Origin of the sequence: Streptomyces sp. NPDC007875, assembly GCF_042868035.1 — a bacterium.
Lineage (GTDB): Bacteria > Actinomycetota > Actinomycetes > Streptomycetales > Streptomycetaceae > Streptomyces > Streptomyces antimycoticus.
Genome location: NZ_JBIADZ010000007.1, coordinates 274,393 through 289,894, shown reverse-complemented (window position 1 = coordinate 289,894; position 15,502 = coordinate 274,393). Strand labels below are relative to the sequence as shown.

Sequence of the window (15,502 nt, the reverse complement as noted above, 5' to 3'; positions counted from 1 at the left end):
CTATAACGAGGGCGGCACACGTTCGCCGGGTACGCGGCATGTCCGTCTCGCAGGTTATCTCCGCAGGACGTGCGGCCCTAAATCGCAGATCACACTGGAGCGGTGATTACGGTCACAGATCGCGACCGTTTCCATCTATCTCCATACGACAACCGGGCAGCCCCCTCCCCAACGAGGGCTGCCCGGTCGATGTCGCTCGCCTTACGGTTTTACTGATTTCCGGCCTTCATAGCGTGACCGCCGTACGCCCGCCGGGGCGATCAGACGGTCGGGAGCGTGCCCGGAACGGTCGGCAGCTGGGCCGGGACCGAGGGCAGGTCCACCGGAACCTGCGGGAGCTCGGCCGGGAGCTGCGGGAGCTCGGCCGGGAGCTGCGGGAGCTCGGCCGGAACGGTCGGCAGGTCGGCCGGGAGCTGCGGCAGATCGGCCGGAACGGTCGGCAGGTCGGCCGGGAGCTGCGGCAGATCGGCCGGAACGGCCGGCAGGTCGGCCGGGAGCTGCGGCAGATCGGCCGGAACGGCCGGCAGCTCCGCCGGGAGCTGCGGCAGATCGGCCGGAACGGCCGGCAGGTCGGCGGGCAGGACCGGGAGGGCCGGGATGTTGGCGGCGTCGGTCAGGTCGGTGGGCAGCGCGGGGAGCAGGCTCAGCGCACCGTCCTTGACGTTGCCCACGGTGGTCTGGGCGTCCGCGACCGTGCCCAGGGCCAGGTCCTGGGCGAACGGCACAGTGGTGCCCGCCAGGTCCTGCGCGAACGGGACGGCGGTGGACGGCACGCTCACCACGACCGGCACCAGGCGGTCGACGGTGTCCTGGGCGGCCGGAACCACGTTGGAGACGGTGCCCAGCGCGAAGCCCTGGGCGCTGCCGGTCACGACGCCGACGTACGGGGTGGTGCGGGCCACGGCGCCGTCGGCCAGCGCGCCGGTGTCACCCACGGTCCGCTGCGCGACCGGGACGACCTTGACCACGATGCGGTGCACGGCGGGCGGCAGCACGTCCGAGGCCACACCGTCGACGACCGGCTTGGTGGTGCCGACGACACCCTGGACCTTGCCGGTCAGCTCCTCCGGGCGGATGCCGGCGCCGGAGAGGCAGGCGAGCAGGTCATTGGCCGAACCCGGGGCGGCGGGCAGCTTCGGGGTGGCGGGGAGCTGCGCGGGCAGCTTGCCCGTGACGCCCTTGACGTCCGTCAGCGAGCCGGTGGGCAGCGTGGAGGTGTCGGGCAGGGTCGGCAGCGAGCCGAGGCCGGGGAGGCTGGGCACCACGCCGGGGACCTCGCCGGTGGGCAGGTCGAGGTCGGTGGTCTTCTTCACGGTCTTCTCGAGGCCCTTGACGGCCTTGTGGGCCTTCTTGACGACCTTGTCCGGCTTGGCGGCGTCGCCGGTGAGGCCGTCGGTGGTGCCCTCGACGGTCTTGGTGACGTCCGAGACCCGCGGCAGGTTGGCGGCGCCGGGGACGCGGTCCCGCACGGGGGCGGTGACGCCGTCCACGGTGGAGGCGGCGCCGTCCACGGTCTTCTTCGCGGTGTCGGTGACCTTGGAGGTGTCGGCCACGCCACCGGTCACGCCGTCGACCGTGTTGGTCACCTTGTCGGTCGACAGGGTCTGGTTCACCGTCTTGGTGACGCCGTCCACGGTGCTGGTGACACCGTCGGCGGTGGGGACGGCCGGGTTCTCGGCGGCGTTGGCGGCGGCGGAACCGAGGGCCCAGATACCGGTGGCGGCAGCGGCTACGAGGATGGAGCGGCGAAGGTTGTTGCGCATGGTGGAGGAAGTCCTTCGAAGTCAAGAGGGGTGTCGGACGGGCAGACCTGACCCGCCCCCGCGCGGCAGGTCTCAACAGACGGGGGTGAGGTCTGCCCTAGCCGGGGAATTCGAGGACTTCGTTGAACCGCTCGCGCGTCGGCGCCGAGCTCTCCGCGCGGACCGTGCCGGGCTTCAGCCCGAACGACGCCGCGGCGGACGGCGGAAGAGCGGCCTGGGTGTTCCCACCACGGGAAGCGCCGCTGTCGCCGGTGCACTGTGCGGTGGCCCCGAGCGGGGACCGCGGAAGGGGCAGCGGCGCCGGGGCGCCACCGTCCGGACCGGTACCGGAGGCTGCCGCCCGGACGACGGGCCCGTGCCCGGCGTGGGAGGCGGCCGCGTCGTGGTGGATGGCGACGGCCAGGGTGTGGGCCACGGGCCCTATCGGGTCCGCGGCGGCGGGCGCCGCCTTGTGCACGGTCACCGGCTCGGCCTTGGCCGCGTGGTGCTCGGCAGCCGGGCCATGGTCCGCCACGGGGCCAGGGGAGCCCAGGCCGATTGCGTCACCGATGCCGACGTCGGGCAGCCGCACCGGCAGCTCGCCGCTCGTGGCGTCGCCGACCAGATCGTCGATCGGCTTGGTGATCTTCTGTGCCTCCCGCTCGACCGGCTCCTGGATGGGCCGCACGGTCTCCCGTACGACGTCCTGTGCCGTGTGAGTGGTGCGCCCCACCACGGGCGGTGCGTGCCGCTCCACCTGCTGCCGAGCCCGCTCGGCACCCGAGGGGTCGAGCAGCCCGGAGACGGCGGAACGGCCGGCCGACGCGCCGGTGGTGGCGCCCTGCTCGCTCCGCTCGGCGGCGTGAGCGCTGCCACCGAAGAGGAACGCCAGGGCCAGGAAGCCGCCGAGGAAGAGCCCCGCCAGCAGCGCCCGCCGCGCGGCCACCGTGCGCGGCAGGCGCACGGTGACAGGCATGGCGGACACGACAGACAAGAGCGGGGCCTTCCCTGAGTACGGGGCGTACCTACGAGGCGAACAACGGGCACGTAAGCGTGGCGATATGGCTTTGAGGCCGCACTGAGCAGGACGACATCGCCAACCGGATGGCTGGATTCACGTCCTGGGCGACGGGGTTGATCCTTGCACGACCCACAGGGGTCGGCGCAAGCCCCGGATCACTGATGGATCACCATGTCCGGTATGAGCAGTTGGCGTCGTTCGATGGCCGCCGCCATCACCTCCGGGAAGAGATCGGGGGTGCAGGCGAAGGCGGGCGCGCCCAGCGCGGCGAGCGCCGCCGCGTGCTCGCGGTCGTAACTCGGCGCCCCCTCGTCGGACAGCGCGAGCAGCGTCACGAACTGCACTCCGGACGCCTTCATCGCGGCGACCCGCCCCAGCATCTCCTCGCGTATGCCGCCCTCGTAGAGGTCGCTGATGAGGACGACGACGGTGTCGGCGGGCCGGGTGATCTTCGACTGGCAGTAGGCCAGCGCGCGGTTGATGTCGGTGCCGCCGCCGAGTTGGGTGCCGAAGAGGACGTCCACCGGATCGTCGAGCTCCTCGGTCAGATCGACCACGGAGGTGTCGAAGACGACCAGCCGGGTGGCGAGGGAACGCATCGAGGCGAGCACGGCGCCGAAGACCGAGGCGTAGACCACGGACGCGGCCATCGACCCCGACTGGTCGACGCACAGCACCACGTCCTTCTTCACCCCGCGCGCCGCGCGCCCATATCCGATGAGCCGCTCGGGGACGACCGTACGGTGCTCGGGCAGGTAGTTCTTGAGGTTGGCCCGGATGGTGCGGCCCCAGTCGATGTCCCGGTGGCGCGGGCGGCTGATCCGGGTGGAGCGGTCGAGCGCTCCGGTGAGAGTGGCGCGGGTGCGGGTCGCCAGCCGCTTCTCCAGATCCTCGACGACCTTACGGACGACGGCCCGAGCGGTGTTCTTGGTCGTCTCCGGCATCGCCTTGTTGAGGGACAGCAGGGTGCCCACGAGGTGGACGTCCGCTTCCACGGCCTCCAGCATCTCCGGCTCCAGCAGCAGGGCGGAGAGCCCCAGCCGGTCGATGGCGTCGCGCTGCATGACCTGGACCACGGAGGTGGGGAAATACGTACGGATGTCGCCGAGCCAGCGGGCCACTTGGGGCGCGGAGCCGCCGAGCCCGCCGGAGCGCGCACCGCTCGACGCACTCTGAGGGCCGCCACTGCGCCCGGCGACCGTGCCACCGCCGCCGTGGCCGTCACCGCCTCCGGAGCCGTAGAGGGCCTCGAGCGTGCGGTCCATGACGGCGTCGGACCTGCTGAGCGAGCAGCCGGTGCCGTCGGCGCCCTGGCCGCCGAGCACCAGCCGCCAGCGCCGCAGCCGTTCCTGATCGCCTTGGCCGCGACCGTGGTCGTGGTCGGCGTCGGCGTCGGTGTGAAGGCCTGCGTGACCGTGAGGGTTGCCGTCGCCGTGAGGGTTGCCGTCGCCGTGAGGGTTGCCGTCGCCGTGAGGGTCGCCGTGTGTCATCGGGCTGCCTCCATGGTGTCGTTGCCGTGCGGGGCCGGGTCGAGGCCCAGGAGGAGGCGCACCGTCGGGACGACGGCCGCCGCGCGGTGCGGGTCCAGCCCGGGGCCGAAGCCGGGTGCGGCGGGGGCACCTTGACCGCCGTCGTGCCCCTCGGCCGCGGGGCCCCGGCGGACCAGCTCGCCCAGGGTGCGGCGCACGCCCGTGTCGTACGCGGAGAAGGTGCGCCGCAGCAGGGGCAGGACGTCGGTGAACGCCTCGGCAGGAACGGAGATCAGCCAGCGGTCGACCAGGCCGAGCAGCCGCTCGTCGTGGACGAGCAGCATGCCGCCGCCCGCGCCGCCGCCGATGAATCCCTCGAGCCAGGAGGCCGCTTCGGGCGGCTCGGTGCCGGGCGAGAGCGCGAGCCCCATCAGCCGGGCCGCCTCGTCCTCGGCGAGCCGGGCATCGTCCAGCAGCAGCCGCGCGGCGCGGCCCCGGATCAGCCCGGGGGTGGCGGGGGTGCCGTCCCGTACGGCGAGGGAGCGCAGCATGGCCGCCCAGCGCCCCCGCAGGCCGTCGGCGGCGCGGGCGCCGGCCCCGGCCGCGTGGGCCTCCGCCGTGCGCGTGTGGGTCCGCGGCTGCAGCTGCGGCTGGGTCTCTGCCGCCGGCCAGGTCTCCGGTTCTGCCCCGGTCCCTTCCTCCGGCTGCGGCCCGGTCCCCGTCTCCGGCTGCGTCCCGGTCTCCGGCGCCGACTCCGACAGCAGTCCGATCGCCCGGTGCACGGCCTCCATATGGCCGCGCATCTCGGCGGCGCCGTCGGCGTCGAGGCCGACGCAGGCGGGCGGCAGCCCGACCAGGATCCGCTCGGCCAGCCCCACCGCGACCTCGCCGAGGACGGCCGTGTCGGTGCCCCGTACGTCCCCGTAGCGCACCGAGCGCACCAAAGCGGGCAGGGCCTGGGCGAGATGGCCGACGTCCGCGTCGAGCGCGGCCCGGTCGGCGAGCGAGCGCATCACGACGGGAAGGGCCCCGGAGAGCGCGCCAAGCAGACAGCGCTCGGCCAGCTCGGTCACCTCGGCGAGCCCCTTGGCGCTCCGGGCCTCGGTCTCCGCCTTGGCCGTGGCCGCCGACAGCACCGTGGTGCCCCACACCCCGGCTTCGGCGACCCGCACCGACAGCTCCGGCTCCCATCGCAGCCGCCAGGTCTCCCGGAAGGTGCCGGTGCTGCCTCGGGAGACGGCCGGGCTGCCCCAGTCGACCCCGAGCAGCCGCAACCGGTGCAGCAGGCGGCTGCGCCCGGCGTCGGTCTCCTTGCGCAGGTCCAGCTCCAGCTCGCGCTCAAGCGCCTCGGGCTTGAGCCGCAGTGAGCGCTGGGTGCGCGTCAGGTCGCGCTGGAGCGGCGCCGCCGGAGCCGACTCGGGCACTTCGCCCAGCACGTCGCCGACCACCAGCCGGTCCCACACCAGCGCCATCGGCACATCGGAGCCCTCGCACATCACCGCCCTTACGGCGTCGAGGGTCTCGGCGAGCCCGGCGAGCGGACGTCCGCGCATGGCGGCCAGCGTTTCGGCGAGCCTTACGGCCTCGATGACATGGGCCGAGGACACCGCGAAGTCCTCGGCCCGCAGCAGCCCGGCGACCTTGGTGAGCCAGCGCTCAACGGGCCGGTCCGGGGCGTGGAAGAGATGGTCGTACCAGCCCGGCGAGGTGATGCCCGCCCCGTATCCGCTGTGCCGGGCCAGCCGCCGGTGTGTCCACGGCACCCAGCTGATCTCGGTCTTGACCTTGGGCAGCCCCTTGAGGAGCTTCCGGTCGGCGGTCGCGGTGGTCCGCTCTCCCAGCGCCGGTACATGCCAGGCCCCGCAGACGACGGCGACCTCGTCCCCGAACTCCCGCCGCGCCTCGCGCAGCCGCAGCCGCATATGGGCTTCGCGCACGGCGTCGTCCTCGTGCCCGCCGTGCCCGTACTCGGCGCGCAGCGCCTCCATGGCCTCCGCCACAGCTGTGAACGCTTCCGCGCCGCCGGTGCCGCGGTGCTCGATGACGTCCTCCCACCAGCGCTCCGGGTCGTCGTATCCGGCCGTCTCGGCGAGGACGGACAGCGGATCGACGCGCAGCCGCTCGGCGGAGCCGACGCCCGGAGCGGCCTGGTCGCCCGGGTCCACTGGTTCGAGCGGGGCGGCCGGATCGGGCAGAGCGGCCGGGGCGGGCGGCCCCGCCGGGGCGGGCGCGGCCGCCGGGGTCTGCTTCGCCGACATGGCCAGCGAGTTGGCCGCCGGGAGGTCGATGAACCGTACGGGGACCTCGTGGGCCAGCGCCCACTGGATGGCCACCCACTCCGGGGAGAACCCGGCCAGCGGCCAGAATCCGGCGCGCCCCGGGTCGTCCGCGGCATGGGCGAGCAGCGCGACGGGCGGGCGCATGTCCTTCTCGGCGGCGAGCCGCACGATCGCGTCCGCCTCCGGCGGCCCCTCGATCAGCACCACACGCGGTGCGCACGCCTCCAGCGCCGCCCGTACCGCCCGCGCCGACCCGGGCCCGTGATGGCGCACGCCCAGCAGCAGCGGGCCGGCGGCCCGCGCCCGCGGGGCGCCCGTCATGCGGTCACCTCTCGGCACGAGCGGTAGAAGTCCTTCCAGCCGTCGCGCTCGCGGACCACCGTCTCCAAATACTCCTGCCAGATGACGCGGTCGGCCGCCGGGTCCCGGACGACCGCGCCCAGGATGCCCGCGGCCACATCGCCCGCCCTCAGCACGCCGTCGCCGAAGTGGGCGGCGAGGGCGAGGCCGCCCGTGACCACGGAGATGGCCTCGGCCGTCGACAGCGTGCCCGAGGGCGACTTCAGCTTCGTACGGCCGTCGCCTGTCACTCCCTCGCGCAGCTCGCGGAAGACCGTGACCACCCGGCGGATCTCCTCGACGCCCTCCGGGAGCTCCGGAAGATCCAGCGAGCGGCCGATCTGGGCGACACGGCGGGAGACGATGTCGACCTCGTCCTGCGGGGTGGCGGGCAGCGGCAGCACGACCGTGTTGAAGCGGCGGCGCAGGGCGCTGGAGAGTTCGTTGACCCCGCGGTCGCGGTCGTTGGCGGTCGCGATCAGGTTGAAGCCGCGGACCGCCTGCGCCTCCTCCCCCAGCTCCGGGATCGGCAGCGTCTTCTCGGACAGGATGGTGATCAGCGTGTCCTGCACATCGGCCGGGATGCGCGTCAGCTCCTCCACGCGCGCGGTCATGCCCTCCGCCATCGCGCGCATCACCGGGCTCGGCACGAGCGCGCCGCGGCTCGGGCCGTGGGCGAGGAGCTGGGCGTAGTTCCACCCGTACCGGATGGCCTCCTCGGGCGTCCCGGCGGTGCCCTGGACCAGCAGGGTCGAGTCGCCGCTGACCGCGGCCGCCAGATGCTCCGATACCCATGTCTTGGCGGTGCCGGGCACGCCCAGCAACAGCAGGGCGCGGTCGGTCGCGAGGGTGGTGACGGCGACCTCGACGATGCGGCGCGGGCCCACATACTTGGGTGTGATCACGGTGCCGTCGGGCAGCGTGCCGCCGAGCAGATAGGTGGCGACCGCCCACGGCGACAGCCGCCACCGCGCGGGACGCGGACGGTCGTCGGCGGCGGCCAGCGCGCTCAGCTCGTCGGCGAAGGCGTCCTCCGCGTGTGGACGCAGCGCTTCCGCGGCTCCGGCGGCCTCGGTGGGCCCTGCCGCTGCGCTGCTGTCGGTGGATTCGGTTCCGGGCACAGTGACGGTCACAGCTCCCCCACGACTTGTTTCCTCGTTCCGTTTCCGGACGTGTGAACCACCCTGCACCACCCCACTGACAACCCGGCCCTGGTCAACTGACGCCCAGGTCAGGGCGATTGTCAGTGGGCGCCCGTACCGTCGCAGACATGAATCCGCAGGGGGAACGCTGGACGGCGGAGCAGGTACTGGCCCTGGCACCTGACGTCACGTCACGCACGGCGGGCGGCAAGCTGGCCGCGGCCGGAAAGTGGTCGGGCGCGGGCGCGCACGGCCAAGCGGTGTGGGGGCTGTGCTCAGGCAGCGGCAGCAAGCCGTACCAGACGGTCGTCGATCTGAACGGGCCCGGATATCGGTGCAGTTGCCCGAGCCGGAAGTTCCCGTGCAAGCACGCGCTGGGTTTGCTGCTGCTGTGGACGTCCGGCGAGGGGGGCGTGCCGGGGGGCGGGGAGCCGCCGGAGTGGGCCGAGCAGTGGCTCGGCGACCGGCGGGAGCGGGCCGAGAAGCTCCCCGCCGCGGCCCGGGATGGGGGCCCGGGCCGCGTCGGCGGGACGGGGGACGGCGCGGGGAGAGGGGAGTGCGGAGGCGCGGCCGATCCGGAGGCGGTCCGCCGCCGCGCCGAGCGGCGGGCCCAGCGCATCGCCGCGGGCGCCACGGAGTTGGAGCGGCGGCTCGCCGATCTGCTCCGCGACGGTCTGGCCTCCGCCGACCGCGCCGGGTACGGGGCGTGGGACGAGACGGCCGCGCGGATGGTCGACGCCCAGGCTCCGGGGCTCGAGACGCGGGTGCGGGAGCTGGCAGCGATTCCGTCGTCCGGTCCGGGGTGGCCCGCCCGGCTGCTGGAGGAGTGTGCGCTGGCCCACCTCCTCAACCAGGGCTTCCTGCACCTGGACCGCCTCCCGGAGAAGCTGGCCGCCACCACGCGCACCCGCGTGGGCCTTACGACGCCGGTGGCCGAGCTGCTGGCGACCGGGGAGCCGATCCGGGACCGCTGGCTGGTCCTGGGCCGCCAGGACGGCACGGACGGCAGGCTGACCACCCGCAGGATCTGGCTGCGGGGCGAGCGCACGCACCAGATGGCGCTGCTGCTCTCGTTCAGCGCCCCCGGCCAGCCCCCGGAGCCCGCCCTGCCCACCGGCCTGGTCCTCGACGCCGACCTCACCTATTACCCGGCGGCCCGGCCCCTGCGTGCCGCGATCGGCACCCGGCACGAGGAGTTGCCGCACGCCCCGTCTCCCTCGGCGTCTTCGGCCCCCGATGGGTGCGATGTCGATACCGCGCTCGCGGCCTATGGGGCGGCGCTCGGGGAGGATCCGTGGCTGGACGGCTGGCCGGTCGTGCTCGCCGATGTGGTGCCGGTCCCGGGGGACGGCGGATGGCAACTGGCGGATGAGCGGGGCGGCTCTGCGCTGCCCGTCGATCCGCGCTGTGCGGGGCGCACCGATCTATGGCAGCTGATGGCCATATCCGGCGGTGGCCCGGTCACCGTCTTCGGCGAATGCGGCCATCGCGGCTTCTCCCCCCTCACGGCCTGGGACCCGACCCCCGTCTCGCTCCTCGACACGGCAGCGCAGGGAGGCACCCGTTGACCACTACGACCCCCACCGCGTCCTGGGACGATCTCGTCGCGGCCGCGCTGCTCGGCACCGAGCGGCGCACCCCGCCCGTCGCGCCGCGCCCCGGACAGGACGCGCCGTCCGCTCTGCTGGACGCGGCCGCGCTCAGCACCGTACGGCGGCGGGCCGGGCTGCGGCCCGCACCCGCCCGGCCGGGACCCGGCCGGGCGCCCGAGGATCCGCGTCCGGCGCTGCCCACGGCCGCCCGCAGCAGGCTGGCGATGCTGCTCGCCGACCGCTCGGCGCCGGGGCGCGGCGGTCCGCGCTCCGCGCCCGACCTCGCCGAACTGCTGCCGCAGTGGCTCGCGCTGGCCAATCACCACGGCTATCGCGTGCCCGACGCGCTGCTCCCGGCCCTTCTCGACGCGGCTCGTGCCCGCACCGATCTGCGGCCCGAGGCACTGACGCTCGGCGGACCGCGTGCGCTGTGGCTGGCCCGGCTCAACCCGGACTGGAAGTTCGCGCTGCGGGGCACGGCGGGCCGGGCTCCCACAGCGCTCCCGGAGCCGTCCGGGGCGGCCGCCGGCCCGGACGATGAACAGCGGCTGTGGGAGGAGGGGTTGTTCGCCGAGCGGGTGTCACTGCTGGCGGCGGCGCGCCACCGCGCCCCGGCGGCGGGGCTGGCCCTGCTCAGCGGCACCTGGTCGACCGAGCGGGCCGAGGACCGGCTGATGTTCCTGGACTCGCTGCGCGACGACCTCTCCCCGTCCGATGAGCCGTTCCTCGAACAGGCGCTGTCCGACCGCAGCCGGAACGTCCGGGCGACCGCCGCCGAGCTGCTCTCCGCGCTCCCCGGCTCCGCGCTCGCCGCGCGCATGGCCGAGCGGTCGCGGGGCTGCGTCTCGCTGACCACCGACGAGGTGACCGGCGGTGAGCCGACCGGCGGCGAGCCGACCACTGACAAGCTGACCGCCGCCGAATGGATAACCGTCCGGCCGCCGGACGAGTGCGACAGCGGAATGCAGCGCGACGGCATCGTGCCCAAGCCGCCCTCCGGCCGGGGGGAACGATCCTGGTGGCTGGGCCAGTTGGTGGAGGCGACCCCGCTGGACCGCTGGAGCGCGTGGTTCGGCGGACGCGGTGCCGCCGAGATCGTGGCGCTGCCCGTCGCGGACGGCTGGCAGGCGGATCTGCACGCGGCCTGGTGCCGGGCCGCGGTGCGGCAGCGCAGTGCGGAGTGGTGCCGCGCACTGCTCGGCACCCCGGCGGTGGCGCCGGTCACCGCCGGGGAGGCGGCCCCCGCCGCCTGGCGGGACCCGGCGAAGCTGCTGTCCGCGCTGCCCGCCCGGGAGCGGGCGGAGTGGGTAGCCGAGTTCATCGCGTCCCACGGGCTGTCCGACGCCTTCCGGCTGCTCGGGGTCTGCACCGTGCCCTGGGCCGAGCCGCTGGGCCGGGCCGTCGTCGACGCGCTGGACATCGCACGGGACGCGGGCAGCTACCCGTGGAGCTTCAGCGGGGTCATGGGCCTGGCCGAGCGTTGTCTGGACCCGGCGCAGGCGGATCGGCTCGAGGTGCTGACGGCGATACCGGACGAGTCGGAGGGGGCGGCGCCAGGAGCCGGGGGTTATTGGGCGGAGGCGTTCCAGCGGCTGGTGGGCACGCTCCGGCTGAGGGCGGCCATGCAGGCCGAGCTCGAACCGTCGTGATCGGCGAACCGGGCCCGAGGGCCGGCGGAAGCCCTGGCCTCCGGTCGTGCGCGGGGCCTCTACCGTGCCCGAACCGGTAATGCTCCGTGGCCCGCGTGCGCGCCCGGGCCGGAGGTGCTCCGGGATCCGGCCGCGTCCAGGGATCCAGTGGGGCTCCGGCGCCTCCCGTTGGGCTCCGGGCCGGTCGAACTCCGGACCCGGTCGCGCCCCGGGATCCGGTCCTGCCTCCGAGGAGTGGGGCGGCCCCGGTCGGACTCCGGGCCCGGTCGGGTTCCGGGGCGGGCCGGGGCGTCAGCCTCTGGGGCGAGCCCGGGCATCAGCCTCGGACTCGGGCCCGGGTGTCGGGCACGGAGGCTGACTCAGGCATCAGGTATCAGGCCGCGGGTTGCGGGCTGCGGGCTGAGAGCCGGATGTCCACCGCCACGGGGCCAGGGGCCACCAGCACAACGTGGCACCGCACAGCCCGGCGCCATGCGGCCCAGCGCCGTACCGCCCCACACAGAACCGGCAGGTCAGGCGGCTACCGGGCGGACGTTCTCGCGCACCCACTCCACGATGGACGTCGTCGTCGCGCCCGGGGTGAAGATCTCCGCGACGCCCTGCTGCTTGAGCGGGGGGATGTCCGCCTCGGGGATGATCCCGCCGCCGAAGACCTTGATGTCCTCCGCCTCGCGCTCCCGCAGCAGCTCCAGCACCTTGGCGAACAGGGTCATATGGGCACCGGACAGGATGGAGAGCCCGATCGCGTCGGCGTCCTCCTGGATCGCGGTGTCGACGATCTGCTCGGGCGTCTGGTGGAGCCCGGTGTAGATGACCTCCATGCCCGCGTCACGCAGCGCCCGCGCGATCACCTTCGCCCCACGGTCATGGCCGTCCAACCCCGGCTTGGCCACCACCACACGGATCGGACCGGTCACACCCATCGCAGCCTCCAAGCCCTTCGAGCCCTTCGAGCCCTCGCCGGCATCGACGTGAACGAACGTTATCTCCAGCATCCCCTACCCGGCAGTTTCGCGGCGCGCCGCGAGGGGGAAATCACACGTGGGACACGTTCGCTGAAGGCCGCGCCCGCATCCGCGCACGCCGCGCATCCACCGCGCGGACGCCGCATACGCTTCGGGCCGGCCACACCAGGGGAGCCGCAGCGGGGACCGTCGCACCGCGCAGCGCCGTCGAGAGCCGCATGGCGCCGCGGTGCGACGGGCGGTCCTGCGTCATGCGGTCACAGCGCCCTTCCCCGTGCGGTGCCGGAGGACATCGGGCCACCGCACGGCCGAAGTCGCCATGACCCACGCCCTGACCGGCCCTGACCAGGGTTCATGACCGGGGCTCATGACCACGACCGATGCGACCGGCTGCCCATGAGGGCATACGGGGGGAGCCTCCAGCCGCCTCCTGTGCGCCGCATCGCGGGAGGTCGGCCGCCATGGGCCTCGTACAGATCCGGCAGCTCCGGGCCATCGCCCTCGACCTGGCGCTGCTCGCCGGGCATCTGCTGCTCTACCCGACCGGGCTGCGCCAGGAGCGCCCGCCCGCTCCGCCGCCGCCCGGCGCTGCGGCGCGCCTGCCCACGGACGGCCGGACCCACCGGCCCGTCCTGCTTCTCCACGGCTTCATCGACAACCGGTCCGTCTTCGTACCACTGCGCCGCTCGCTCGGCCGCCACGGCCGGCTGCACATCGAGGCGCTCAACTACTCGCCACTGCTGTGCGACCTGCGTACCGCCGCCGCGCTTCTCGGCCGCCATGTCGAGGAGGTCTGCGCCCGCACCGGCCATGGCCAGGTGGACGTCATCGGCCACAGCCTGGGCGGTCTGATCGCCCGTTACTACGTCCAGCGTCTCGGCGGGGACGCCCGCGTCCACACCCTGGTGACGCTCGGCACCCCGCACAGCGGCACCCGTGTCGCGCCCTTGTTGTCCGCACATCCACTCGTGCGCCAGATGTGCCCGGACTCCGAGGTGATAACGGAGTTGCGACAACCTGCCCCTGATTGCCATACGCGTTTCATCGCTTTCTGGAGCGATGTGGATCAGTTGATGATCCCGGCGGAGACGGCCCGGATAGACCATCCGGATGTGATCTCCCAGAACATCCGCGTCAACGGAATCGGACATCTCGCCCTGGCGGTGCATTCCTCCGTGGCCATACGGATCCGCGAGGCCCTGGATGCCGCCGACGAGGCGCCGACGGACGCCTCCGGCGCGGTCTCGGTGGCATGAGACGAGGGACCGCCGCACGGCGACAGAAGGCCCCCTCCCGGTAGTTCAGCAGGCCCGGAATTGCCGAACGTCAATCGAACACCCGGCCAAGGAAGTGCGTACAGTCAGCCGAAAGACGGCCAAATGCCCTTTGCCGTGATGCTCAAAACTCACTGAAGATTGTCGCTGCCGCGTACCGCCGGGTACAGTCGCCGCTAATTCTCCTGCAGCCGAGGCGAAAGAGAAGTTGGTGGTGAACGACCGTCACCCGTCGGGGGCCCCTCCGACCGTCCCCGCTCCTGACGCCTCGTATCCGTACGACGAGGCCTACGGTCAGCCACAGGACACAGCGCACGGCTACGCCGGGTACGACGGCTATTCCACCGGCAGCTTCGCCCACCTGGCCACGGCCTACGGTGACGGCGACCCGCTCTTCGGCACGCTCCCGGGCGCGTACGACGACGCGCAGGGCGCCCACAGCGGTCAGTACGACGCCTCGCAGTGGGCCGCCGTCGCCCAGCATCAGACCGGGTCGTACGAGACGGGCCACTACAACACGGCCCACTACGACACCACTCAGTACGACTCCGGCTCCTACGACACCACCGCGATGTGGGCCGCCGCCGGCTATCACCTGCCGACCGGCACCCCCGCCCAGCAGGACACCGAAACCGGCGCCCAGTGGGACATCGGCGCCTGGGACACGGGCGCCACCGGCCACACCGAGATGCCGGGTCAGTGGGACCAGGGCGCGGGGTACGAGGCCGAGGCGTACACCTCGGGCGTGGACACCGGCCAGACCCAGTTCTGGGACACCACCGCCTACGGGACCGTGGACGAGGGGCAGCACTACGACCACTCGGGGCTGACCCAGCAGGGACTCGACCACTCGGGCTTCGACCAGCAGGGGCCTGACCATCACCCCGGGCTCGATCAGACAGGGTTCGACCAGCACCAGCCCGAGCACGAGGCGAACAGCCTCGAGCAGACGGCCGTGTTCGAACCCAACGCCTTCGACCAGAACGGCGCCTTCGAGCAGCCGAACGCCTACGAGGCCAACGCCTTCGAGCAGACAGCCGCGTTCGACGAGACGGCCGCATTCGAGCAGGCCGCCGGCGCCGAGCAGACCGGCGGCTTCGAGCACACCGCCGTCTTCGACCCGGTCCACGAGTCCGACCAGTCGTACGATCCGACCCCCGAAGCGGAACCTGAACCCGAGGCGGCGGCCGTGCGGGAATCCGCCCCCTCCCCCCGCCGGGAGGCGAGCCGCGGTCGCCGCCGTACCCCCTCGCCCCGTCCCAAGCGCTCCGCGCTCCTTACCGTCGCCGTCCCCTCCGTCTGTGCCTTGGGCGTCACCGCCGTGGCCGCCGCCTCGGTCAGCGGCGTGGGAAGCGACAAGAAGGACGAGTCCACCACTCAGGCCGCCCCCGACACCGCGGCGGCCCCCGTGAAGCCCTCCGTGGCCAACAGCAAGCTGGACTCCCAGCTCGCCGGGGTCCGGGAGGGCGCCGACGACTTCCGCGACCGCGCCAGCCGCACCCAGGAACGGATCGACCTCCAGGCACGCCAGGCCGCCGAGAAGAAGCGCAAAGCCGCCGAGGCGGCGCGCAAGGAGGCGCTGCGCCCGAAGTTCGCGCTGCCCGTCGCCCAGCACGGCCTGAGCGCCATGTTCGGCCAGGCCGGTATCAACTGGATGTCCGTGCACACCGGCATCGACTTCCCGGTGAGCTACGGGACGCCCGTGATGGCCGCCACCGACGGCACCGTGACGACGCAGTGGAACGACGCCTACGGCAATATGGTCGTCCTGACCAGCCCGGACGGCACGGAGACCTGGTACTGCCACCTCAGCAGCGCCAAGATCCGCTCCGGCACCGTCAAGGCCGGGGAGACCATCGCGTACTCCGGGAACTCCGGTAACTCCACCGGCCCGCATCTGCACTTCGAGGTCCACCCCGGCGGTGGCTCGGCCATCGACCCGCTGCCCTGGCTGCGCGGTCAGGGCCTCGACCCGACCTGACCGGCCCCGGGTCTGGCCCCACTCCCGACCCGGGCCCTGACCGCTGTAG

Annotated in this window: 10 protein-coding genes; 4 read left to right on the top strand and 6 right to left on the bottom strand. The window is 73.5% G+C overall.

Annotated elements, in window-relative coordinates; genetic code table 11:
• Positions 1-260 precede the first annotated feature (260 nt).
• The 5 genes from ACFYOY_RS17390 to ACFYOY_RS17370 all read right to left on the bottom strand — a co-directional run bounded on the left by ACFYOY_RS17390 (position 261) and on the right by ACFYOY_RS17370 (position 7,983).
• Entirely contained in the window at positions 261-1,763 is a 1,503-nt protein-coding gene (locus ACFYOY_RS17390; protein ID WP_388587836.1) for a hypothetical protein, read from the bottom strand.
• A 97-nt stretch (positions 1,764-1,860) separates the two neighbouring features.
• Positions 1,861-2,718 carry a hypothetical protein gene (locus ACFYOY_RS17385; protein WP_351881350.1) on the bottom strand — a complete coding sequence of 286 codons (858 nt, stop codon included), beginning with the start codon at positions 2,716-2,718 and terminating at the stop codon, positions 1,861-1,863.
• Between the two features lie 200 nt (positions 2,719-2,918).
• On the bottom strand, positions 2,919-4,253 hold the full coding sequence (locus tag ACFYOY_RS17380) for a VWA domain-containing protein (protein ID WP_351881353.1): 1,335 nt from the start codon (positions 4,251-4,253) through the stop codon (positions 2,919-2,921).
• A complete protein-coding gene (locus ACFYOY_RS17375; protein ID WP_351881356.1) occupies positions 4,250-6,832 on the bottom strand; it encodes a DUF5682 family protein in 2,583 nt (860 codons plus the stop codon). The genes ACFYOY_RS17380 and ACFYOY_RS17375 overlap by 4 nt, the downstream gene beginning before the upstream one ends.
• Positions 6,829-7,983: an AAA family ATPase gene (locus ACFYOY_RS17370; protein ID WP_351881359.1), complete on the bottom strand. Its 1,155-nt coding sequence runs from the start codon at positions 7,981-7,983 to the stop codon at positions 6,829-6,831. The genes ACFYOY_RS17375 and ACFYOY_RS17370 overlap by 4 nt, the downstream gene beginning before the upstream one ends.
• A gap of 137 nt (positions 7,984-8,120) precedes the next feature.
• Between ACFYOY_RS17370 and ACFYOY_RS17365 the strand changes: the two genes are divergently transcribed.
• Both ACFYOY_RS17365 and ACFYOY_RS17360 read left to right on the top strand, forming a co-directional pair.
• The gene (locus ACFYOY_RS17365; RefSeq protein ID WP_388587831.1) at positions 8,121-9,560 is read left to right on the top strand and encodes an SWIM zinc finger domain-containing protein; all 1,440 of its coding nucleotides are present in this window, start codon (positions 8,121-8,123) and stop codon (positions 9,558-9,560) included.
• Positions 9,470-11,233 (top strand): DUF5691 domain-containing protein, encoded by a 1,764-nt coding sequence (locus tag ACFYOY_RS17360; protein WP_388587828.1) that lies wholly within the window; start codon positions 9,470-9,472, stop codon positions 11,231-11,233. The genes ACFYOY_RS17365 and ACFYOY_RS17360 overlap by 91 nt, the downstream gene beginning before the upstream one ends.
• 512 nt (positions 11,234-11,745) lie before the next feature.
• Here ACFYOY_RS17360 and ACFYOY_RS17355 read toward each other — a convergent pair.
• The gene (locus tag ACFYOY_RS17355; protein ID WP_211125067.1) at positions 11,746-12,156 is read right to left on the bottom strand and encodes a cobalamin B12-binding domain-containing protein; all 411 of its coding nucleotides are present in this window, start codon (positions 12,154-12,156) and stop codon (positions 11,746-11,748) included.
• A gap of 503 nt (positions 12,157-12,659) precedes the next feature.
• On the opposite strand from ACFYOY_RS17355, the gene ACFYOY_RS17350 reads away from it, so the two are divergent.
• On the top strand, positions 12,660-13,454 hold the full coding sequence (locus ACFYOY_RS17350; RefSeq protein ID WP_351881369.1) for an alpha/beta fold hydrolase: 795 nt from the start codon (positions 12,660-12,662) through the stop codon (positions 13,452-13,454).
• A gap of 232 nt (positions 13,455-13,686) precedes the next feature.
• Entirely contained in the window at positions 13,687-15,453 is a 1,767-nt protein-coding gene (locus ACFYOY_RS17345) for a M23 family metallopeptidase (RefSeq protein ID WP_388587825.1), read from the top strand.
• The last annotated feature ends 49 nt before the right edge of the window (positions 15,454-15,502 follow it).